25 protein-coding genes are annotated in these 19,389 nt (G+C 39.3%); 22 read left to right on the top strand and 3 right to left on the bottom strand.

Going from position 1 to position 19,389, the window contains the following annotated elements:
• Positions 1-201 precede the first annotated feature (201 nt).
• The 21 genes from M3206_RS11705 to M3206_RS11615 all read left to right on the top strand — a co-directional run bounded on the left by M3206_RS11705 (position 202) and on the right by M3206_RS11615 (position 16,028).
• Positions 202-1,023 carry a sensor histidine kinase gene (locus M3206_RS11705; protein ID WP_251312706.1) on the top strand — a complete coding sequence of 274 codons (822 nt, stop codon included), beginning with the start codon at positions 202-204 and terminating at the stop codon, positions 1,021-1,023.
• On the top strand, positions 1,020-1,652 hold the full coding sequence (locus M3206_RS11700; RefSeq protein ID WP_251312705.1) for a response regulator: 633 nt from the start codon (positions 1,020-1,022) through the stop codon (positions 1,650-1,652). Before M3206_RS11705 ends, M3206_RS11700 begins: the two co-directional genes overlap by 4 nt.
• 117 nt (positions 1,653-1,769) lie before the next feature.
• Entirely contained in the window at positions 1,770-3,146 is a 1,377-nt protein-coding gene (locus tag M3206_RS11695) for a PepSY-associated TM helix domain-containing protein (RefSeq protein WP_251312704.1), read from the top strand.
• A 33-nt stretch (positions 3,147-3,179) separates the two neighbouring features.
• The gene (locus M3206_RS11690) at positions 3,180-3,812 is read left to right on the top strand and encodes an SCO family protein (RefSeq protein WP_251312703.1); all 633 of its coding nucleotides are present in this window, start codon (positions 3,180-3,182) and stop codon (positions 3,810-3,812) included.
• 194 nt (positions 3,813-4,006) lie between these two features.
• On the top strand, positions 4,007-4,288 hold the full coding sequence (locus M3206_RS11685; RefSeq protein ID WP_251312702.1) for a DUF3817 domain-containing protein: 282 nt from the start codon (positions 4,007-4,009) through the stop codon (positions 4,286-4,288).
• Between the two features lie 306 nt (positions 4,289-4,594).
• Positions 4,595-5,869, top strand: coding sequence for an ergothioneine biosynthesis protein EgtB (gene egtB, locus M3206_RS11680; protein WP_251312701.1), 1,275 nt, complete (start codon positions 4,595-4,597; stop codon positions 5,867-5,869).
• A 68-nt stretch (positions 5,870-5,937) separates the two neighbouring features.
• On the top strand, positions 5,938-6,057 hold the full coding sequence (locus M3206_RS19220) for an L-histidine N(alpha)-methyltransferase (RefSeq protein ID WP_425590732.1): 120 nt from the start codon (positions 5,938-5,940) through the stop codon (positions 6,055-6,057).
• Positions 6,054-6,317: an L-histidine N(alpha)-methyltransferase gene (locus M3206_RS19215; protein WP_425590734.1), complete on the top strand. Its 264-nt coding sequence runs from the start codon at positions 6,054-6,056 to the stop codon at positions 6,315-6,317. Before M3206_RS19220 ends, M3206_RS19215 begins: the two co-directional genes overlap by 4 nt.
• A gap of 70 nt (positions 6,318-6,387) precedes the next feature.
• Positions 6,388-6,714 (top strand): YnfA family protein, encoded by a 327-nt coding sequence (locus M3206_RS11675; protein ID WP_251312700.1) that lies wholly within the window; start codon positions 6,388-6,390, stop codon positions 6,712-6,714.
• 63 nt (positions 6,715-6,777) lie between these two features.
• Positions 6,778-7,749 (top strand): ring-cleaving dioxygenase, encoded by a 972-nt coding sequence (locus M3206_RS11670; RefSeq protein WP_251312699.1) that lies wholly within the window; start codon positions 6,778-6,780, stop codon positions 7,747-7,749.
• A 153-nt stretch (positions 7,750-7,902) separates the two neighbouring features.
• The gene (locus M3206_RS11665; protein WP_251312698.1) at positions 7,903-8,841 is read left to right on the top strand and encodes a VanW family protein; all 939 of its coding nucleotides are present in this window, start codon (positions 7,903-7,905) and stop codon (positions 8,839-8,841) included.
• Between the two features lie 49 nt (positions 8,842-8,890).
• The gene (locus tag M3206_RS11660; protein ID WP_251312697.1) at positions 8,891-9,748 is read left to right on the top strand and encodes an MBL fold metallo-hydrolase; all 858 of its coding nucleotides are present in this window, start codon (positions 8,891-8,893) and stop codon (positions 9,746-9,748) included.
• A 142-nt stretch (positions 9,749-9,890) separates the two neighbouring features.
• Entirely contained in the window at positions 9,891-10,349 is a 459-nt protein-coding gene (locus M3206_RS11655) for a GNAT family N-acetyltransferase (protein WP_251312696.1), read from the top strand.
• A 25-nt stretch (positions 10,350-10,374) separates the two neighbouring features.
• Positions 10,375-11,127, top strand: a complete 753-nt coding sequence (locus tag M3206_RS11650) for a sugar phosphate isomerase/epimerase family protein (protein WP_251312695.1) — start codon at positions 10,375-10,377, stop codon at positions 11,125-11,127.
• Positions 11,128-11,213: 86 nt separating this feature from the next.
• The gene (locus M3206_RS11645) at positions 11,214-11,606 is read left to right on the top strand and encodes a VOC family protein (protein WP_251312694.1); all 393 of its coding nucleotides are present in this window, start codon (positions 11,214-11,216) and stop codon (positions 11,604-11,606) included.
• 18 nt (positions 11,607-11,624) lie between these two features.
• A complete protein-coding gene (locus M3206_RS11640; RefSeq protein ID WP_251312693.1) occupies positions 11,625-13,031 on the top strand; it encodes a bifunctional metallophosphatase/5'-nucleotidase in 1,407 nt (468 codons plus the stop codon).
• 364 nt (positions 13,032-13,395) lie between these two features.
• The gene (locus tag M3206_RS11635; RefSeq protein WP_251312692.1) at positions 13,396-13,581 is read left to right on the top strand and encodes a hypothetical protein; all 186 of its coding nucleotides are present in this window, start codon (positions 13,396-13,398) and stop codon (positions 13,579-13,581) included.
• A gap of 215 nt (positions 13,582-13,796) precedes the next feature.
• The gene (locus tag M3206_RS11630) at positions 13,797-14,549 is read left to right on the top strand and encodes a gamma-glutamyl-gamma-aminobutyrate hydrolase family protein (RefSeq protein WP_251312691.1); all 753 of its coding nucleotides are present in this window, start codon (positions 13,797-13,799) and stop codon (positions 14,547-14,549) included.
• Between the two features lie 30 nt (positions 14,550-14,579).
• Complete coding sequence (locus M3206_RS11625; protein WP_251312690.1) at positions 14,580-15,164, top strand: VanZ family protein; 585 nt, start codon at positions 14,580-14,582, stop codon at positions 15,162-15,164.
• A 32-nt stretch (positions 15,165-15,196) separates the two neighbouring features.
• Positions 15,197-15,517 (top strand): hypothetical protein, encoded by a 321-nt coding sequence (locus tag M3206_RS11620; RefSeq protein WP_251312689.1) that lies wholly within the window; start codon positions 15,197-15,199, stop codon positions 15,515-15,517.
• A 124-nt stretch (positions 15,518-15,641) separates the two neighbouring features.
• Positions 15,642-16,028, top strand: coding sequence for a gamma-glutamylcyclotransferase family protein (locus M3206_RS11615; RefSeq protein ID WP_251312688.1), 387 nt, complete (start codon positions 15,642-15,644; stop codon positions 16,026-16,028).
• 61 nt (positions 16,029-16,089) lie between these two features.
• Here the strand turns inward: M3206_RS11615 and M3206_RS11610 are convergent, their stop codons facing one another.
• Entirely contained in the window at positions 16,090-16,317 is a 228-nt protein-coding gene (locus tag M3206_RS11610; protein ID WP_251312687.1) for a hypothetical protein, read from the bottom strand.
• Positions 16,318-16,449: 132 nt separating this feature from the next.
• Entirely contained in the window at positions 16,450-16,896 is a 447-nt protein-coding gene (locus M3206_RS11605; RefSeq protein ID WP_251312686.1) for an OsmC family protein, read from the bottom strand.
• Between the two features lie 257 nt (positions 16,897-17,153).
• On the opposite strand from M3206_RS11605, the gene M3206_RS11600 reads away from it, so the two are divergent.
• Complete coding sequence (locus M3206_RS11600; protein WP_251312685.1) at positions 17,154-18,677, top strand: MDR family MFS transporter; 1,524 nt, start codon at positions 17,154-17,156, stop codon at positions 18,675-18,677.
• Positions 18,678-18,734: 57 nt separating this feature from the next.
• On the opposite strand, the gene M3206_RS11595 is transcribed toward M3206_RS11600, so the two are convergent.
• Entirely contained in the window at positions 18,735-19,385 is a 651-nt protein-coding gene (locus M3206_RS11595) for a hypothetical protein (protein WP_251312684.1), read from the bottom strand.
• Positions 19,386-19,389: the final 4 nt, after the last annotated feature.

The raw sequence follows: 19,389 nt of genomic DNA, 5'->3' as shown, positions 1-19,389 counted from the left end.
CAACAGCCCACTTTGTTTCTTTTGAATAAACGTTTTTGCCCATGCAAAAACACCTCCGATTTTCACTTTTAATAAGTGTATCATTTCGAAGGTGTTTTATTGTGTCCCAAATACCTAGGTTAGTCTACAAAATGCACCGGTTTTTTTATGTTATAGTTTAAATGTTTATTTAGAAAGAACTTCATGAGGGGAATTGCTTTTATGACATATCGACAAATTAAGTGGCTGATTCTTTTAATTCCTACATTTTCAGTGGGATTGTGGGAAAATGCCCGCCATTCGTTTTTGTTGCCCTATATCTCTATGAGCGCAGGAAACTGGTTATCAGCTATCCTCGTTTTTCTAGTAACTCTCTACTTTTTAAATATACTTTTCAGCCGGTTAGAGCGTATGCAACAGGAACTGCAGAGGGAGCGTTCGGAAAAAGCGGTCTTAGAGGAACGGGGGAAAATTGCAAAAGAGCTACACGATGGAATCGCACAATCACTATTTTTCCTTTCTGTTCAAGTAAATAAATTAGACAATGATTCCGTTCACCACCGTAAACAACTTAACAAATTGAAAAAAACACTGCAGCACATCCATGATGATACGAGAAGCGCCATTCAAAATCTTCGAAGTAACCCATCAGAATCGGATATAACGTGGACAAAATCCTTAAATACTTTTTTTAATGATATGGAAGGTCAGCATGATCTGAAGATTCATCGAAATTGGCAGCTGACGGATGAAGATTTCACTTCTAAAGATAAGGTTGAACTGTTTGCGTGTGTTAAGGAAGCTATTATCAATGTTATTAAACATGCTAAATCTCGAGAAGTATGGGTAGAATCTGAACTCAAGCCACATGGATGGGTTTGTAGAGTAATAGATAAAGGAATAGGTTTTGATATAAATAATGTAACACATGGATTTGGATTGAAGATTTTAAAAGATCGTGCAGCATCGATGGACTGGAAGCTCACGCTTAAAAGTGAAAGAGGATTAACAGAGTTAGTGATTGAAAAGGAGGACATGTCATGACACAGCCTATTCGATTATTGATCGTAGATGACCATTTTCTGGCTCGCGAGGGAGTCAAGGAAATACTTGAAAATCAAAGGGAATTTGTAATCGTGGGAGAAGCATCGAACGGTATACAGGCGATAGAAAAAACGAAAGAACTTCTGCCGGATTTGATTCTTATGGATATCTCGATGCCTAAAATGAATGGCTTTGATGCAACAAAAAAGATTAAGAGTGAATATCCCAACATCAAGATTGTGATGATGACGGTTTCCTATGATATCACTGACTGGTTTGAAGCTTTAAAACGAGGAGCACAAGGATATCTTCTCAAAAATTTGAAAACAGAAGATCTCCTAAACGGACTTAAGGCGTATTCGTTGGATGAGATACCGATGTCAAAAGAAATGGCATTCCGGATTTGGAAAGAGTTTAAAAAAGATGGACAAGGTAAACAAACTCTTTCCGTTAGAGAACAAGAGGTGCTGCAGCTTGTGGCGAAAGGCTGCTCAAATAAAGAAATATCAAAACAGCTCAGTATAACTGAAAATACAGTGAAGACTCATATGAAAAATATATTGGGTAAACTTCAGCTGGATAATCGGGTTCAACTAGCAAGCTATGCATTCGACAACGGGATTGTTTGAGAAAGGTGTGTCATGAATTTGACACACTTTTTTTGTGCATAATCACCCATTAGAGTGATTACCAAAAGTGAGCAAAAGATTATACTTCTTCATATTGAGGGGGAGAAGGAGAGTAAGATGATGCAATCAGCGGCTCATGAGTTCATACAAAAACATGATGATCAAGGGAAAAAAGCGAACAGCCTTTATCAGATTTTTTGGAGATGGCATTTTTATGGTGGAATTATTTTTGCACCTTTCTTGATTTTACTAGCCATAAGTGGTGCTCTTTACTTGTATCAGAGTGAAATCGAAACGATGCTATACAAAGATAAACTCATCGTACAGCAAGGTGAAAAGACGGTCCCTTTATCACTGCAAACAGAAGCTGTGAAGAAAGAGTTTCCTAATGCAGAAATAGGGTCGGTTCGTTTACCAAAGGAAGGTAATCGTGCGACGTTAGTGAAAATAAGTGAGAATGATGTTATAACACAGGTGTACGTAGATCCGTATACCGCTAAAGTTACAGGAACCATTCTAGATGATAAACATTTTAAAAATGTAATAGCAAAATTGCATAGTGAATGGATTGTCGGCGGTACATTCGTTAATCGATTAGTCGAACTTGCTGCATGCTGGACGGTCATCATTTTAGTAACGGGGCTTTACATTTGGTGGCCAAGAAACAAATTATCGTTAAGGGGCACTCTGTTTCCGAGATTGAAGAAAAATGGCCGTATATTTTGGCGAGATCTACATGCCGTTACAGCATTCTGGCTGTCTTTAATGATTCTGATTTTAATCATTACTGGCCTTCCATGGTCAGATGTGATGGGAGAGCAGGTTAATAAGCTTGCGACATCTGCGGAGGCAGGTTATCCAACATATGCTTGGACAGCACCAAAAGCAAAAAATACGACTGATGAAGTAGCGGAAGATATACCATGGGCTACAGAAAATAATCCTGTACCCGTTTCCGAACGAGCAGATAGCAAACTTTCTTTAGATCAGGTCATGTATTTGGCTCATGAAAACAAGATTCAAAAACCGTATACGATCTCAAACCCTGTTGGAGAAGATGGCGTATATACTGTAGCATCCTCACGGGACAAGCCTGAAAATGAAGCAACTGTTTACTTTAATCAATACAATGGTGAGATTGTCGAGGAAATCAGGTTTAGTGACTACGGTTGGATGGCTAAAGCCATTTCGATTGGTATTGCTATACATGAAGGACATTATTTTGGGCTTGCTAATCAGCTGCTGGGCACCGTTGCTGCACTTGGTCTTATAGTGATTGTTATCTTTTCATTAATCATGTGGAAAAAAAGAAAACCAAGAGGGAAATTAGGAATACCTAAAAAATCGGATAAAAAACGAAAACCTTGGCTGCTCGGACTCATTCTAATTACGGGAGTCTTAATGCCGCTGGCTGGAATTTCTTTTATCCTTGTTTATTTATTGGACCGTTTTATTATTCCGAAGATTAAGCCGCTTCAAGTTTGGTTATCGTGAAAAAGTAGAATTTGATAGTAGAGGTGAAAGGTAGTGAAGAAAATAATGATGATTATTAGCCTAGTATTACTTGCTGCATTAACAGCTTGTGGTGGTTCAGGCGGATCTCATGATGAACATGAAAACCATAAACAACATGAAAATAGCAGTAAAGAATCGTCTCAGTCATTAGACTGGGACGTTCAGTCGTTTTCTTTTAAAGATCAAAACGATAAAGCCTTTGGCAGCGAAGACTTAAAAGGCAAAGTGTGGATGGCAAACTTTATATTCACTAATTGTGAAACCGTGTGTCCGCCGATGACCGCACATATGGCTAAACTTCAGCAGATGTCAAAAGAGGAGAACGTTAATGTGAATTTCGTTTCGTTCTCTATTGATCCAAAGCGAGATGACGCGGAAACAAGAAAAAAGTTTGGCAAGAATTATGATGCTGATTTCTCAAATTGGCATTTTTTGGGTGGGTACAACCAAGAGGAAATAGAAAAATTTGCGAAGGAGTCATTTAAAACACCTGTTACGGCAGACCCGAACTCTGATCAATTCATCCATGCAACCTCTTTCTTCCTAGTCGATCAAAACGGAAAAGTATTATCGAGATATGACGGAGTGGAAAATACACCATATGAACAGATCATAAAAGATTTAAAAAAACTAAGTTCAAAATAAAAACAAATAAAAACATATATGCAAATAGAGTAAATTCTCTAGAGCAAATTGATAAAAACAGGGTGGGAAATAAATTGTTTGGGGACTGACCCCATTTGTTCACACAATAGTTACCGTTGGGAAGTCCATCATGATCTGATTTATGATAAAACTAAAGGTAGAATGCAAGAATGCAATATGGGAGGTAATTTATTATGAACCCAATCAAAATGTTAAAAACAATAGGATTCTTAGAAGGCTGGTCATTTTTAATCCTTCTATTTATCGCAATGCCTTTAAAATATTTCATGGATCAGCCGATGGCAGTAACGATCGTCGGGGGGCTTCATGGTCTGTTGTTCGTTCTTTATGCTCTAGCTATTCTCTATGTGTGGAACGTTAGAAAGTGGCCGTTTATGAGAGCATTTCTAGCGGGACTTTCATCAGTCGTCCCTTTTGGTCCTTTTATCTTTGACCGGAAGTTCTTAAGTGATTAAATAAGGAAGGGATAGCTGCTGGTGCAGTTATCTCTTTTTTCCTTTTTGTACGGTACGAGCCCCTTTTTTGTACAGTCAGCCCATATTTTTGTACAGTTATACACCTCAGACTCACTCCTACCAACTCAATCACCGCATACATACCTCTAATACCCCATAAGTGCTAAATCGCTTGTTTGAAAGTCCCTTTTTTGGGCTATTTATACTTTCATCTGGAGTATTTCAACTGAGTGGAATGCAGAATCACCAACTCCAATATATATATCAAGATGTAATTCCTGAAATGAACATTAAGGGAGGATATTTATGGCGATTGAACATGCTGCAGCTGAAAAGTTAAGCGAACAATACCAACAAGTCAGGTCCTTATCAGAAAAACTAGCATCCAAACTTCAAGATGAAGATACCATCATTCAGGCAATGCCTGATGTCAGTCCTCCAAAATGGCACCTCGCACACACAACTTGGTTTTTTGAACGGTTTATTTTAAAAGAACATGATCCTTCTTATGTTTCCTATAACGAAAAGTTTGATTATCTATTTAACTCCTATTATGAAACGATCGGCTCCTATCATCCCCGCCATTCCAGAGGAGTGCTTTCCAGGCCATTGATGGATGAAGTCTATAAATATCGCAAACATGTGGATGAGGCTATCGTGCAGCTTGTTGATCTTTATAATGATCATTTGCCCCAAGATATTTATGATTTGATTGAGATCGGTCTTCAGCATGAGCAGCAGCATCAAGAACTTCTTTTAACAGATGTGAAATATAATTTTTCATGCAATCCTTTATTGCCGCAATTTGCAGAATCCAAATCAATCCCTTTTCCTCAAACAAACACCGAAAAATCCTATATTACGATTGAAGGCGGTCTTGTAGAGATCGGATACTCAGGTGCAGACTTTTCGTTTGATAATGAACGGCCGCGTCATAAGGTATGGCTTGAACCTTACTGTTTAGCTTCACATCCCGTAACAAACGGAGAGTACCTTTCTTTTATAGAAGCAGGAGGATACGATCAGCCAGAACATTGGCTGTCTGATGGTTGGTCCAAGGTAAAACAAGAAGAGTGGAAGCATCCTCTTTATTGGAGAAAAGCAGATGACGGCTGGTATACTTTCACGTTAACAGGTGAAAAAAAGCTAAATCTAGATGAGCCGGTTTGCCATATCAGTTTTTATGAAGCCGATGCTTTCGCCCGATGGAGTGGGAAAAGACTCCCTACAGAAGGTGAATGGGAACATGCAATGGCGTCCATTCCAATCGAAGGAAACTTTGCAGAAAGTGAATATTATCACCCTTGTGAAGACGGTTCAACAACGCTAGTTCCCTTCAAACAAGCTTATGGAGATGTATGGGAGTGGACGAGTAGCCCTTACACCGCCTATCCAAAAAGTAAACCGCTGGAAGGTGCGCTCGGCGAGTACAACGCAAAGTTTATGTGTAACCAGATGGTTTTAAGAGGCGGTTCTTGTGCGACCTCGAAATCCCATATTCGTCCGACTTACCGCAATTTTTTCCAAGCAGATAAAAGGTGGCAGTTCAGTGGCTTGCGTTTAGCGGAGGACCTTTCATGAGGACTGTGAAGCCAAACGTGCATGATTATGTCGGTAACGAAATCGAGACGGATATGTAGAATGAAATCATGAACGGCCTCCGATCGATGCCAAAATCAACCTCACCTAAATATCTTTATGATAAAAAAGGTTCAGAGCTGTTTGAATCGATCACGAAGCTATCGGACAGAACTGTTTATCTTAAATAATCTCAAAGGATTTTCTCTATCAATCTGCAAGAACCTTATCCAATGACTATCCAAGTTTAAACGTCTACGCCGTTTCAGCAGATTATACAGCAGAATTTAAGCTCCCAATCCTTCATTCCAAACGAAAAGTTGTCTTTTTTCCAGGTTCGACAATCGGAAACTTTGTTTATAAGATCGCCGTTTTGTGCGGGTTTATCCCCAGGAAAGTTTGGTGTGATGAAAAAGAATGGTTCAGCATGCATTTTCTTGAAGTCAGATAGGAGACCGAATTTTGTTTTCGGTCTTTTTTCTTTTACAATAAAAGAAGGATGTGTGAAAGAGGAGGTCAACATGCTTGCTGCCATTTTTTTATTCCTTATAGCTGGACTTGCCGAGATTGGCGGAGGATATCTCGTTTGGCTTTGGCTGAGGGAATCTAAGCCCTTTACATATGGATTAGCCGGGAGCCTTATATTAATCGCTTATGGCGTGATTCCAACTTTGCAGAACTTCCCAACGTTCGGAAGGGTATATGCCGCATATGGGGGAGTTTTTATTATACTAGCGGTACTATGGGGTTGGCTTGTGGACAAGAAAACACCAGATCTCTATGACTGGCTAGGAGCTGCTATATGCCTAGTCGGTGTTTCTGTCATGCTCTGGGCACCTAGAAGCTAAATATTGGGCATTTTTCATAATTAAGCAGATAATAAATAAAAAGTGGGAAAGAAGGTTTTTATAATGAAACTCAAAGGAATTCACCACGTTTCTGCACTTACCGCAAAAGCCCCTGAAAATTTCAAGTTTTATACAGAAGTGATGGGGCTCAGACTGATCAAGAAAACCGTGAACCAAGACGACACGAGTGTTTATCATTTGTTTTACGGAGATGAAAAAGGAAATCCGGGAACAGAGCTCACGTTTTTTGAGATTCCCATGGCGGGCCGTAATCATGACGGAAATCATTCAATCTCTGCGATTTCCCTTCGTGTAAAAAATGATGCCGCATTAAAATTTTGGGAGGATCGATTAAAAGAGCATGGAATAGAAACAGAAGGGATTAAAGACCGCGCCGGGCGCCAGACCCTTGCGTTCCGAGATTTTGAAGGGCAGCGTCTCATCTTAGTTTCTGACGAAAACAATAAGGGAGTAGCAGGCGGAAAACCTTGGAGCAAAAGTACCACTCCAGAAGAAACCGCAATCATCGGTCTCGGCCCAGTCCGGCTGACTGTTCCTGTAGCTGAACCCACAATACAAGTACTAACAGAACTATTAGGATTCCGCAAAAAAGGATCTTACTCAGCTGAAGTTTCGGGTCAGCCTGATATCGTTGTGCTTGAAACAGGAGAAGGCGGTTCCGGAGCAGAAGTTCATATTGAAGAACGTACAGATCTTCCACCCGAGCGACTTGGCCGAGGTGGTGTCCATCATGTGGCGTTTCGTGTAGATAATGAAGAAGAGCTTCGGGATTGGATTGAAAAAGTAAAAACAGCCAGATTCCCGAATTCGGGGTTCGTCGATCGTTTCTATTTTAAATCCCTGTATTTCAGGGAGCCTAACCGTATTCTCTTCGAGCTTGCCACGGACGGTCCAGGTTTTGATACAGATGAGGAATTGGAGCACCTTGGAGAATCACTGGCTCTCCCGCCATTCTTAGAGCCTCAACGTGAAGAAATAGAAGCACGACTTAAACCGTTGAATACAAAAGCATAATGAGAAAGACGCTTGAATCACAATAGATTCAGGCGTTTTTTTACTTAAGAACTATACTGACATGGTTATTTATTAAAAGCTGTAATAAAAACGATAAATTAGGAAAAAGTAAAAAACGCGAGGTATGACTTATTTATTGTGGAGGGGTACGAAATGTTCCTAAAATGGTTAACTGGATTGTTATTAATTGCACAGCCCTTAAATATGCCTGATAGCTTAACGGTAAACCAGCAAGGAAAAACGATTGCTGAAGTGAATCGTCCCCAATTTTCAGTACCAATCCCAGGCATACCCATGATCGACAGCGAAAAATACGAAAGATTTATTAAGAAGTTAGAAACACAAACCTATAAGGCGCCGGTAAACGCAAAGATCAATGATCATGGCGGAATCGTTCCCGGAGAAGTCGGTTATAAATTAAATCGTCATATGTTTAAAGAAAATTTTTATTCGTATTTCTTTGGAGAAGGTTCCGTAAAGATTGATGTTCCTGAAGTTAACCTTTATCCGAGAGTGGATACTGAACTGCTTGCACACATTAAAACGCAGCAGGTCGGGCAATACATAACGTATTTTAATTCCAATAACAGAAGCCGTTCCAATAATATTGAGCTTGCTGCGAAAGCATTGGACAGCCATGTAGTTTTTCCAGGCGAAACTTTTTCTTTTAATCAAGTTGTCGGAAATCGAACAATAGCAAAAGGCTATATGCGTGCACCTATAATTGTAAGAGGAGAGTTATCAGAAGGTGTTGGCGGGGGGATATGCCAAGTTTCCTCTACTCTTTTTAATGCGGTCGACCGAGCAGGTTTGACAATTGTACAGCGCTATTCCCACAGCAAGAGAGTTCCGTATGTTCCACCTGGCCGAGATGCAACAGTCAGCTGGTACGGACCAGATTTTCAATTTAAGAATCAATATAATCAGCCTATTCTTATCAGAGCAAAAAGGTATGGGGGAAGTATGATGGTAAAGCTCTTTTCTTCTGATGTGATCAATATGAAAAAACGAAAAGTCCCAAACGCACCGACCTCATTGCCAAAAGAAATTCATGTCGAACAAAATGTGCATCTTTCTAACCCTGAGAGATAATGAAGAGTTACAATAAAGAAAATATAAATTTTATTTGGGGAGAAGAAGGGTGCAGACATTAGAAAAATTAAGTGATCGATTTTGGTATCAAACGCCTGTTTCTGAAACAGACCGGCCGATTCTAAGTGCAGTAATTGGAAATGAACTAACCTTGATGATTGATGCTGGAAACTCAGAGAATCACGCAACATACTTTTTAGAGGAATTAAACAAGAACGGTATAAAGAAGCCTAGCTTAGCTGTGATTACGCATTGGCACTGGGATCATATCTTTGGCATGTCAGCATTGGATTTTCCGACCATTGCCTCCTGCCAAACAAAAGAGAAGATGAAAGAATTGATCCCTTTTTCATGGAATGATGATGCATTAGATGAAAGAGTGAAACAAGGGATTGAAATTGAATTTTGTGCAAACGCTATCAAGAAAGAATTTAAAGAAAACCGAGATATTCATATTAAACTTCCTACCGTCACGTTTGATGAAAAAATGGAGATTGATCTCGGTGGTGTGACGTGTGTCTTACAACATGTTGGTGGGGACCATACGACAGATTCGATCGTCATCTACATAAAAGAAGAAAAAATCTTGTTTTTAGCTGATAGCCTATACGCGAACATGTATGCACCGCAAAATAACTACACGGTTTCGAACGCGATCAAGCTTTTAGATGTGATCGATTCCTTTGATGCAGAAACGTATATTCTGTCTCATGGGGGACCCATTTCAAAGACAGAGTACAGACAAGAGGCCAATACATTAAGGAGGTTGGCTGACCTTACTGAATCTTGTAAAGGGAAAAAAGAAGCTATTACAGATGCATATAGAAAGTCGGTAGGCAGAGAGCTGAATGAAGATGAAATGGATACCATTCAATATTTTGTGAACGGCTATGAGTTATATCGATAACTTTTTTAATGATTGAAAGATTTATAGATGAGAGAGACTTAAGTGGTGTAGAAGGAGGTGCCTCAAAAATTAATGCAGGACATTACAACCTCTTTTCAGAACAAGTTATATGGATCAGGTAAAAGAGAAGAGGTGAAGAATATTGATCACTTTTGAAAAGATGAACAATAAAGAGTTTAAAAGCTACATAGCGTTTATGCTTCCGGATTATGCAGGAGATATTGCAGAGCACTACCTAGTATCGATCGAAGAGGCAAACAAGGATGCAGAAACTCAAATTGAAAGTTTACTGCCTGATCAAGAGGATACAGAGGGACATTACTTTTACCACATAAAAAGTGATGAAAAATTAGCGGGCTATCTTTGGTTTCATGTTAAGAAAGAGGATGAAAAAGCATTCCTTTACCATATTTACATCCTTGAAGCGTATAGAAATCAAGGGATTGCCAGTGAAGCTTTAAGGTTTTTTGAGAAAGAAGTGAAAAAACATGGTGCTGCTTCACTTGGACTACATGTTTTTGGGAGCAATGAAAATGCGATTAAGCTTTATAGAAAACTAGGCTTTAAACAAGCATCGGTGTCAATGAACAAAATCATATAAACGAAAAAATGAGGAGAGGATCAACATGCGTAAAATTGGATTGCAGCTATACTCCATACATTCAGAGGCTGAAAAGAATCTGCTTGGAACATTAGAAAAAGTGAGTGACATGGGTTATGACAGTGTTCAGTTTGCCGGGCTTTTTGGAATAGCGGCGAAAGAAGTGAAAAAAGTACTCGACGCTACTGGACTTACGGTTGCGGGTGCACATATCCCAGTCGAACATTTTTCAGGTGACGCACTCAAAAAGCAAATGGATGATCAGATGACGCTGGGGAACGATCTGATGGTCATGCCGTATTTAACAGAAGAACAAAGGCAATCGATCGACGATTATAAACGAGTAGCGGAAACATTGAACGAAGCAGCGTTTAGAAGCAAAGAATACGGAATTCGTGTGGCCTATCACAATCATGATTTCGAGTTTTATGAGGTGGAAGGAAAACTTCCGTTTGATGTGATCTTTCAAGAAACGGACGCCGAACTGGTAAAGATGGAGCTTGATACATATTGGGTGAAGTATGCAGGCTTTGAACCAGAAAATCTATTGAAAACATATAAAGGCCGCTGTGTTTCTCTTCATTTAAAAGATATGGCAACAAAAGACGATAAGAAGGTAAGTACGATCGTGGGATCAGGTATTCTGGATATGAAAGGGTTTATAAAGCTTGCGGATGAAGAGCAAGTTGATTATTGCGTCATCGAGCAGGAGTACTTTGAAGAAGATCCGCTTTCTGAAGTTGAAAAAGGGGTTCGGAATTTAAAGGCCCTTTTATAAGGAGACTTTTCTATGGTTCTAAAAATTTCAGGTCCTTTTATGGTTTCCGCAAAACCTATTTAGAATAATAGACGGAGGCGTTTGGTATGAGTGAAAAAGTAACGAGTATTGCTCCAATCCAAAGTCATATTAATAATGTTTTTGTTCATGTGTCAGACCTGAAAAAATCTGCAGAGTGGTATGCAAAGCTCCTAGGAATCACAGTTGAATTGGATCAAGTGGAATCACCTGTATATAACATTCCAGTCACTGGCCAAACAGGCTTAACCCTGGATGACCATACGTTCGATCCAACGTTTCACCGGGCTCCGGGGACAGGTCCGATGTTTAACCTTTTTGCACCAGACATAGATGAAGCATACAAAGACTTAAGAGAAAAGAACTTTAAGATCACTCGTGAGATCGAGTGGCATGGTGAAGTCGCCTGGTTCAATGTGGAGGATCCGGATGGGAATGCTGTTATGGTTTGTAACTGTTAACAAAACGGGGGTAGCCTTATGAAAGAAAAACTGACGTTTCTTCATACAAATGATCTTCACGGTCAATACGACCTAGCTTCGAGACAGTCTGCTTTTATTAAGAAAAGAAAACAGGAGCTCATGAAGGAAAATCATAATGTCATTGTGGTTGATGGCGGAGATCATATGGACATGAGCATGAACGAGTGCCTGGCAACTAACGGATACATCCATCTTGATATGATGTCAGCTACGGGCTATGACGCGATGTCAGTTGGGAATAACGAGTTGCTTCGTCTTCCCAAGGAAAAGATCAGACAGCTAAGCATAGATTCAAAAGTGCCATGGCTTCTGCTGAACCTGACAGAGGCGGACGGTTCTCAAATTGGCGGCACAAAAAAGTCATTGATTTTACAAGCTGGGGAATATCTGAAAATTGGCTTGTTTGGTGCAACGGATCTTTTTGAAGACCTATATGAAAGAAAGCATGGATTTAAAAACCTTGATACTGTGAGTGAGATAAAAAAGGAAGTGTCTTCTCTTAAAAGTGAAGGAGCAAATCTGATTGTTTTTCTTTCACATTTAGGGCTAGAAGCTGACAGAAAGCTAGCAAAAGAACTATCTAGCTTCATAGACATAATCATTGGTGCACACACGCATAATGTCTTGCCTAAGCCAGAAAACGTTTCTAATGTGATCATCGTCCAAGCCGGGAGTTACGGTCAGTATGTTGGGGAGCTTACGGTCACGGTCGATCTTACAACAATAAACGTGATCGATTATACCGGGCGATTAACAGAAATGACTTTGGCAGATGAACAAGATCCGGACTTAGAAGAAGTGCTGATGAACGGAAGACTTCAAGCAGAACAATATTTATCAGAAGTTCTTACAGAATCACCAGAAGACATTTCGCATGAACAGCTTGTAAAGTTGACAGCTGATAGTTTAAAAGAATATTGGCATACTGAGATCGGAATCATGTACGGCGGAGGACTTACAGAAGGTTTGAAGAGTGGAACGATTACAAAAAGAAACATGTTAGACATCTGTAAAAGTATGCACACACCTATTGTGATGGAACTGACAGGAAAACAGATCGCCGGCCTCATCAAAGAGACGTATCTTGAAGACGTGACGAATAAACCGATTTACGGAGGCGGCTTTCGGCCACATGGGATTCCGATCGGGAAGCTTCAGTTTTCAGGAATAAGCTGGACCGGTGAGAGAGAAGAAGTGTCAGATATCCGTGTGAACGGGGAAGAGATCAATTTTTCAATAACATATCAGGTCGCGACGGGGACACCGCTTTTGTATGAAGAGGTCTGCGGATATCCAAGCGTTGTAGGCAGTAAACTTATACAACTTGGTGAAAACATCATGATTAAAGATGTGGTTATGGATTTTTTGAAAAAGCAATATGCTAAACGGAAAACAACAGTGTAATCGCTGATGCTCCACCTTCAAAAAGATTTAAAAGCTAACTCATGGCTTTTTAAATTCTACTGATTATTTGTCGTAAAATCATTCTTTTACAAATAATTATAGATTTTAAGTAGTATTAAAGGGTTTTAATACCTTTAAGAGAACTATAACCATAAAGCCCCTATATTTTTACATGATTCTTGTTTCTTCGAATAATGATGAGATATACATACATTTTTTGTAGGGTTCACTCGTTTCTCAATATCTAAAGATTACGCATACTTATGATTTGTGATTATTTTCTCTTCTTTAAGGGAAAATAGCAAAAAGAGTACGATCTTACCTATTTATAAGCAGTTTAGTCGGATATCGAGAGGTGAATGTTATGAGAAAACCGGATGATGAAAAAATCTGGGACACAGGAACATCGGATTTTGAAGAAGGAGATAAAATAACTTTTTATAATACTGAGCAAGGTGTCGAAAAGACATATATCGTTAAAAGTGTTAAAGAGAATGGTGACATTGAATTAGTATATTCTCCAAATAAACAACAGACTCCCATGCAATAAGAAGAACTGTTACGGCCAAACAAAACAGTTCGCGCAGGTGAGCTGTTTTTCTTTTGCAATTATAGTTAATTGGATGATGGAAAGAATGGTTCCATAGGATTATTTTTCAGGAATAAACTCACGCAGGTTATAGGAATGATAAATATTGGGAGTTTAGTTCTATGTTAAAAGTGATACATAAGAAGGAGAAAGACAAATGAAAGGAAGAAAAAACTATGAGCGAAAAACCATTGATCGGCCTAACTAGTACTATCATGTCTATTAATACAATTGAAACTCAACATGAGAGCGTGGAATCGATTATTGTCTATAATAAATTTGCAGAAACAGTAAGAGATGCTGGTGGAATTCCCGTTGTAATTCCGATGGGTAAGCCTGAGGAAGCTAATTATTACGCAAAATTGTGTGACGGAATCATCTTTACAGGCGGAGAGGATATCAGTTCTATCACGTATGGAGAAGAGCCTCATCCACAAGCTAAAAAAGTAAATAAGAACCGTGATGATTTTGAGATTGAACTCGTTAAAAAAGCTCGAGAACATGATCGTGCCATTTTGGCGATGTGCCGTGGTTATCATTTGTTGAATGTTTCATTTGGTGGGACAATTGTACAAGATATTACAAGTGAACACGATGACAGTATCAATCACTTCCAAACATCTGCTACAAGAACGGAGCCTACTCACACTGTAACGATCGATGAGGATAGTAAACTTTATAAAATCGTTGGTGAGAAGGAAGTAGCGGTTAACAGTTTCCATCACCAAGCGATCGGTGAAGTAGGAAAAGGTTTGAGAATAGCTGCAAGAGCCTCAGACGGAATTATTGAAGCGCTGGAGCTAGAAGACAAGGATTCAAAATTCTTACTTGGAACACAATGGCATCCAGAAGAGTTAAGACATGAAAATAAAAATATGATGGCAATCATCACGAATTTTGTTGAAAGTGCAAAGAAGGTTAATAAATAAATGACAAAACCTCCAAATGTTGGGGGTTTTTTGTTACGATTAAAAGAAAACGAAGTCGTGGTGGATAATTTGTATAATGTACTGTTATTAATGATGATTTTTATGGTGATTTGGCTAATTGGCAGAGGAATTAGATTTACATGGAGAAAAGAGTTTTCATTTAAAAGAGAAATCAGGACTGCTGCTATACCTTTTGGGTTAATGTTCATTTATTTGGCAACCTTATTTCCTTTTCCTTTTTATAATCCGTATGAATTTGTTGGACCAGGAGTGGAACGGCAATATAATGTAATCCCGTTTAAAAGTATGTTCGAATCCTTGGACCATTTTTATTACATGGTTCCCCTTCGAAATATAGGCGGTAACATACTTTTATTTATGCCGTTTGGTTTTGCTCTATTATATAGGTTTCCTGCCTTTACGTTTTGGAGAGCGTTAATAATCGGTTTTTTGGTCTCACTCATTATAGAGTTATCCCAACTTAAGATCGGATTCCGTTCCTTTGATGTAGATGACCTGATATTGAACACATTTGGAACACTTATAGGAATGATTCTATATAAAGGGGCTACAAAAAATGATGAAAAAGGGAACTTTCCCGCTCATGAGTCGTAAAATAGGATAGAAATAATCGAGGAGGTCGTCTCATGAATTTATCGAGACTTTTAAAGTGGGTAACAGGGGGTATTGAAGCCTTTCTTGGAATTCCCTTCCTAGGTGGTCTTATCATTCTAGGCTCTGGATGGGCACCGCTTCAATTTATGTTTGTGCTTCATTTGGTTACATTGATTATATGTGTCGTGCAAAAAGAAAGGTTCCACGGTAGTGTTCTAGGACTTATCACATCTGTTGTTGGTTTCGTACCGATTCTCGGCATGATCATGCATATCGTGACTGCTCTTGTGTTGTTTGTTGATGCTGCAAGAGGTGGGCGTAAGAAGAACGAACACATAATTGATGTGGAATAAACGTAATAAGAATGATGTTGATGAACCTCAAACATGAAAGGTGTTTGAGGTTTTTATATGTGCAGGGTATTCTTGATGAAAGAGCGACTGTGAGGAGATCGAATAGCGGGGGTGGCCAATAAAAGTGAAAAGTCATCTTGTATTTGTTTATGGTACTTTACGAAAAGGTGAGAAATATGCCTATTATTTGAATAAAGCGGAGTGTTTGGGCGAAAATTGTACGATTGAAGGAACTTTGTATGATACAGGAGGGGGCTACCCGGCGTTATTATGCGAAAATAGTAAAATCCCTGTGAAAGGTGAGCTTTATAAAATTACGGCAGACCAGTTAAAAGAACTCGATAAGCTGGAAGAGTACGAAGAAGATGGTACTCATAATTTGTATGAACGCATCACCGTTAAAGTAACAACGGAAGACGGAGAAAAAGATGCTATTGTTTATGTAATGACTTCAAAAAGAGACCATTTTAAAAGAATAAAAAGTAATGACTGGATCAACCTTCAAAAATAATCAAAAAAGAGGTTCCCCCACTTTAATGGGAACCTCTTTCCATATAAAAGGAACAGCTTATTTATTTAATCATCTTGGTGCTGATGGATTCAACAGCGGATTCAACGTCTGAAAATTTCTCTAGAGAGTTCGTCTCAATTTGAATAACCTCATAAGTATTCTCACTCTTGGAGTACTTTACAGAAAAAACGGCATTGTTATTTGAACTAAATGTATGTGTAATATCAGATTCGATATATTGTTTGTTCTGCAAGTTTATTAGTATGGCTTTCACATCTTGTTGGTTCATATGATACATCGGCCCCTTTCTATTTGGGGGATTACCTAAGAACCCAAATAATAAAATATTTACCTTAATTAACTTTTATATTATCATAATAAATTTGGAAAGTACAGGTAACACAAGGCGATTTTAGACCATTTACTGAGTTTTTATCGTCAGATTTGCCTCTATTTCGACATTACCTTTCAAAGCTCTTGAAATCATACACGAATTTTCAGCCTTTATGGCGAGTTTGTGCAGAAGTGCCGAAATGTTTTTTAGCTGTTCTTGTTTGATTATGACAGTTGGGCGATGGATGATTTTTTTATAAGTGATAACACCATTCGTAACATCAACAATTCCTTCTGATTCCATGGTTAAATCTATGTTATTCACGTTGCTTCGCTCCATCATAGCAGCCAACGTAATGATATAGCATGTTGCAGCTGCTCCAAGGAGCATTTCGTCTGGGTTTGTTCCGATTCCAGGTCCGTCCATCTCTGGCGGAATTGAAACCATTGTTTTAAGATTTTTCATGGCAATCGATCCGGTGTCGTTGCGACCACCAGGCCAGTGTGCTTTTAAATGAAATACATGTTGAGCCATCTCATATCCCCCTCTTTTAACTTACCTATAGTGTAAAGGATAGGGAGGAGAACGTCACATTTCTTGTTTAAAGGGAAATACTTGTCGAGATATGTACAGAACGTAGATCTAATAAATAAAATGGATTTAGAAATAGGAATAAAATAGAGCAAACACCTGAACAGAAAAACTTAAAATCAGGAAGGGAAATAAATTGTTGGGGGTCAGTCCCTCATGTATACTTAAGTTTATTAAGCATAATTTAGGAGATGGCAAGAATGGTACATAAGGAAAGTAATATAAAATTAGTTGTGGCTGGTTTATTACTCGGTATCTTAATGGCTGCCATGGACAATACGATCGTTGCGACAGCTATGGGAACGATTGTTGCAGACCTTGGAGGCTTTGATAAATTTGTTTGGGTGACAGGAGCTTATATGGTTGCGGTTATGGCAGGGATGCCGATCTACGGCAAGCTCTCAGATATGTATGGAAGAAAACGGTTCTTTATCTTCGGTCTAATCCTATTCCTCGTAGGATCCATGCTTTGCGGACTCGCACAAAGTATGGAGCAGCTTATCGCATTCCGTGCGATTCAGGGTATAGGCGGCGGGGCATTGATGCCGATCGCGTTCACGATTGTTTTTGACATCTTTCCTCCTGAAAAAAGAGGGAAGATGACAGGGCTTCTCGGAGCTGTTTTTGGTACTTCAAGTGTTCTTGGTCCTTTATTAGGTGCATTCATTACAGACGCAATCAGCTGGCATTGGGTATTTTATATTAATGTGCCAATTGGTGCAGCATCCCTTTATCTCATCTACCGTTATTACAGTGAAACACTGGAACACCGTGAGCAAAAAATTGACTGGTGGGGTGCGATTACGCTGGTTGCGGCCGTTGTTAGTCTTATGATTGCCCTTGAACTCGGCGGGAAGACCTACCCATGGGACTCTACCCCGATCGTCGCTTTGTTCACGACCTTTACTGTCTTTTTCATAGTGTTCTTTGTAGTGGAGCAAAAAGCGGCCGAGCCGATCATCTCTTTTTGGATGTTTAAACGCCGTCTATTTGCCACTTCTCAAATTTTAGGTTTCTTATATGGCGGAACATTTATCATATTGGCGGTATTTATCCCCATCTTTGTTCAGGCTGTTTATGGCGGTTCCGCAACAAGTGCGGGCATGATTTTAACGCCTATGATGCTTGGTTCTGTAGCAGGAAGTATGGTTGGAGGTATCTTTCAGACCAAAACAACCTTCCGAAATCTGATGATCGTTTCTGTTATTACGTATTTCATCGGAATGTATTTGCTTAGTGGTATCACTCCAGATACGACAAGACTAACGCTTACCTTGTTTATGATCCTAGTGGGCTTTGGAATGGGCTTTTCGTTTTCCTTACTGCCAACCGCAACGATCAATGGTATGGAATTCCGTTATCGCGGATCAGCCAACTCAACGAACGCCTTTCTTCGTTCTTTAGGGATGACGATCGGTGTAACGATTTTTGGCGCACTGCAAAACCGGATTTTTTATGACAGATTAAGCGAGAACCTTCAAGGAAAAGGGGAAGCAGCCAAAGGTGCTTTCACCAACATAGACCCTCAAAAGGTATTCCAGCCGGAAGAAAGAGCGAAAATACCTAATGAGATTCTTGAAAGCATTACAGCTTCGGTATCAGATTCGATCAGTACTGTTTTCATGTATGCCCTCATTCCAATTGGGATCTCTGCTGTTGTTGTTTTTATGATGGGAAATGAGCGAGTCATATCCTCTGAAAAAGTAGAAGGTAAAGCTGAATAGTTACAAAAAAGCCGCTTGCACGAATGCAAGTGGCTTTTTTTATAAGATGACAAGGGCTTAAGCAGAACGTGTATGTTGTTTTTCCTTTTTTGGGAAGAGGGTGTAGGACATAGAAATAATGAAATCAATGGCTAGAATAAGAGCCCAAACACGGGTAATCTTATTGGCCGTATCATTGTTATAAAAAAGGTTGGATTCTTCCTGATCATACCATTCCTCAAACATAGTATCGAGCGAAGTAGAGGAGACCGCATCAGATAAACCAAACAAGAAATAGAACAATACTTGAACCGCTGAAAAGAGGAGTATGTGTCCCAAAAAATTCTTTCTTTCCTGTTTGGCATGTTCTTTTCCATAAAGCGGTTTAATGGTCTCGACTTCAGGTTCTGGCAGTCCACGCCACTTAGCGACTTTTCGCTGGATAAAATGGTCGAGTTTTTTAAAATCGCTCTTACCAAAAAGAAGTGCGTATACGAGTGCAATTGTGATGATTGTTTGATATGTCGCAAACTCACCCGTTCTCAAATAATCAAAATATCCCATAGTGGCAATCCATAGGTCGTTTAAAATAAATAGTACAAAAAAGACGGTGCTTAATTTTTTTAGATTGAACCAGTATCTGACGATCAAGAAAGAAAGGGTTGATACCCAAAAAATGACCTCCGCTATGATAAGAAAAGTCCACTTATGATCTAAAATAAATTCCAATTGA

Origin of the sequence: Fictibacillus phosphorivorans (genome assembly GCF_023715845.1) — a bacterium.
Classification (GTDB): Bacteria; Bacillota; Bacilli; order Bacillales; family Fictibacillaceae; genus Fictibacillus; species Fictibacillus phosphorivorans_D.
Note: the sequence above shows the minus strand (reverse complement) of the source record. Positions and strands in the feature narration are given on the sequence as shown.

Excerpts from the sequence above, each read along its gene's own strand:
- M3206_RS11705 (WP_251312706.1), top strand. The coding sequence starts at position 202 with ATGACATATCGACAAATTAAGTGGCTGATTCTTTTAATTCCTACATTT.
- M3206_RS11700 (WP_251312705.1), top strand. The coding sequence starts at position 1,020 with ATGACACAGCCTATTCGATTATTGATCGTAGATGACCATTTTCTGGCT.
- M3206_RS11695 (WP_251312704.1), top strand. The coding sequence starts at position 1,770 with ATGATGCAATCAGCGGCTCATGAGTTCATACAAAAACATGATGATCAA.
- M3206_RS11685 (WP_251312702.1), top strand. The coding sequence starts at position 4,007 with ATGAACCCAATCAAAATGTTAAAAACAATAGGATTCTTAGAAGGCTGG.
- egtB (WP_251312701.1), top strand. The coding sequence starts at position 4,595 with ATGGCGATTGAACATGCTGCAGCTGAAAAGTTAAGCGAACAATACCAA.
- M3206_RS19220 (WP_425590732.1), top strand. The coding sequence starts at position 5,938 with ATGAACGGCCTCCGATCGATGCCAAAATCAACCTCACCTAAATATCTT.
- M3206_RS11675 (WP_251312700.1), top strand. The coding sequence starts at position 6,388 with ATGCTTGCTGCCATTTTTTTATTCCTTATAGCTGGACTTGCCGAGATT.
- M3206_RS11670 (WP_251312699.1), top strand. The coding sequence starts at position 6,778 with ATGAAACTCAAAGGAATTCACCACGTTTCTGCACTTACCGCAAAAGCC.
- M3206_RS11665 (WP_251312698.1), top strand. The coding sequence starts at position 7,903 with ATGTTCCTAAAATGGTTAACTGGATTGTTATTAATTGCACAGCCCTTA.
- M3206_RS11650 (WP_251312695.1), top strand. The coding sequence starts at position 10,375 with ATGCGTAAAATTGGATTGCAGCTATACTCCATACATTCAGAGGCTGAA.
- M3206_RS11645 (WP_251312694.1), top strand. The coding sequence starts at position 11,214 with ATGAGTGAAAAAGTAACGAGTATTGCTCCAATCCAAAGTCATATTAAT.
- M3206_RS11640 (WP_251312693.1), top strand. The coding sequence starts at position 11,625 with ATGAAAGAAAAACTGACGTTTCTTCATACAAATGATCTTCACGGTCAA.
- M3206_RS11635 (WP_251312692.1), top strand. The coding sequence starts at position 13,396 with ATGAGAAAACCGGATGATGAAAAAATCTGGGACACAGGAACATCGGAT.
- M3206_RS11630 (WP_251312691.1), top strand. The coding sequence starts at position 13,797 with ATGAGCGAAAAACCATTGATCGGCCTAACTAGTACTATCATGTCTATT.
- M3206_RS11620 (WP_251312689.1), top strand. The coding sequence starts at position 15,197 with ATGAATTTATCGAGACTTTTAAAGTGGGTAACAGGGGGTATTGAAGCC.
- M3206_RS11610 (WP_251312687.1), bottom strand. The coding sequence starts at position 16,317 with ATGAACCAACAAGATGTGAAAGCCATACTAATAAACTTGCAGAACAAA.
- M3206_RS11605 (WP_251312686.1), bottom strand. The coding sequence starts at position 16,896 with ATGGCTCAACATGTATTTCATTTAAAAGCACACTGGCCTGGTGGTCGC.
- M3206_RS11600 (WP_251312685.1), top strand. The coding sequence starts at position 17,154 with ATGGTACATAAGGAAAGTAATATAAAATTAGTTGTGGCTGGTTTATTA.